The sequence below is a fragment of the Polynucleobacter sp. AP-Reno-20A-A9 genome (assembly GCF_018882085.1).
In the GTDB taxonomy this organism is placed as follows: Bacteria; Pseudomonadota; Gammaproteobacteria; order Burkholderiales; family Burkholderiaceae; genus Polynucleobacter.
The window spans coordinates 1-1,317 of record NZ_JACVPB010000025.1; the positions used below are offsets into that span (position 1 = coordinate 1).

A 1,317-nucleotide genomic window follows, 5' to 3' on the forward strand; every position below is an offset into this window, starting at 1 on the left:
TGAACTGACCCCCAAAAGTTGGACAGTTTAGTTAGGTTAGCACGAGGGATTGAGTTCGGTAATTTACCGGGCTCAGTCCCTTTAGTTTTTGCTTAATTCGATCATGGTTGTAGTAGTGGATATATTCCTCTAGCCCCGCCTTAAATGATTCAATAGTCTCAAACTTCTTTTGGTAGAAGAACTCGGTCTTCATAACCCCAAACCAGTTCTCCATGACAGCGTTGTCTAAGCAATTACCTTTTCTAGACATGCTTTGAGTAATGCCTTGCTTGTGCAGGGCCTGTTGATACAGCCCCATCTGGTATTGCCAACCCTGGTCTGAGTGCAACATAGGTTTGTCTTTTGGTCCCAGATGTTTAAATGCGCTTTGGAGCATTTGCATTACTGAGCTAATCTGTGGCCGATCGGCAATCTCATAGGAGATGATCTCTTGGTTATAGAGGTCTAAGATCGGCGATAGGTATACTCGCTCACCTTTGATATTGAACTCAGTGACATCAGTGACCCACTTCTGATTGGGTTTGCTTGCTCCAAAGTTACGCTCTAGTAAATTGGGTGCCACCTTACCGATAGTGCCTTTATAAGACCGGTATCGCTTAGGTCTCACAGTCGATTTAAGTCCTAATTGGGTCATGAGCTTTTGCACTGTCTTGTGGTTTAAGTGTTGGTGCTGATTGCATAGCTCTAGGTGTACTCGCCGATAGCCATAACGGCCCTGGTGGACATTAAAGATCTGGGTAATGCGCTCTTTAGTACCCTGATAAGGGTCGGCTTTACTACCGGCTTCTCGCCAGTAGTAATAAACGCTTTTAGCCATCTTGGCGATGAGTAGTAAATCGGATAAATGGTAGTGCTGCCTTAGCTCAGTAATTACTTGGGCTTGCTCTCTTTTGCTGCTTTGCTCTGAGCTAAGGCTTCTAACTTTTTTAGGTAGGCACTCTCGGCCTCGGCATATTCCAGGCGTCTTCGCATCTCTGCTGGCGTGAGCTCAGAGATGGGCTTTTTAAGTAGCGCTTTGATATTGAAGTGGGGCATAGGAGATCGTCCTCTCGGTCGATTAGCAAGGGCTGTAATACCGCCTTCATTGTAGAGTTTTTGCCATTGCAAAATGGTGGTCATACTCCCAATCCCAAAGTGGGCGGCAGCTGGCCTAGCCGATATCTGGTGCGCAGCCATGTGCTGCAGAACTTGGACTTTAAACTCTGGGGAGTAGCGTTGGAAGCTGGGGTTAAGGCCACTATGACCATGGGCTTGATAAGCCAAGGTCCATTTACGGACATCTGAATGGCTAATCTTAAATAAGTGACCTACCCGCCT

General features: G+C 46.5%; 1 protein-coding gene. It reads right to left on the reverse strand.

From position 1 onward, the window contains the following. Positions 1-31: 31 nt before the first annotated feature. A protein-coding gene (locus ICN39_RS11040) for an IS3 family transposase (RefSeq protein ID WP_370623740.1) occupies positions 32-1,317 on the reverse strand; the annotation gives its coding sequence in 2 pieces (ribosomal slippage) (positions 32-921 and positions 921-1,317; 1,287 coding nt annotated over the 2 pieces). This gene is flagged as partial in the annotation.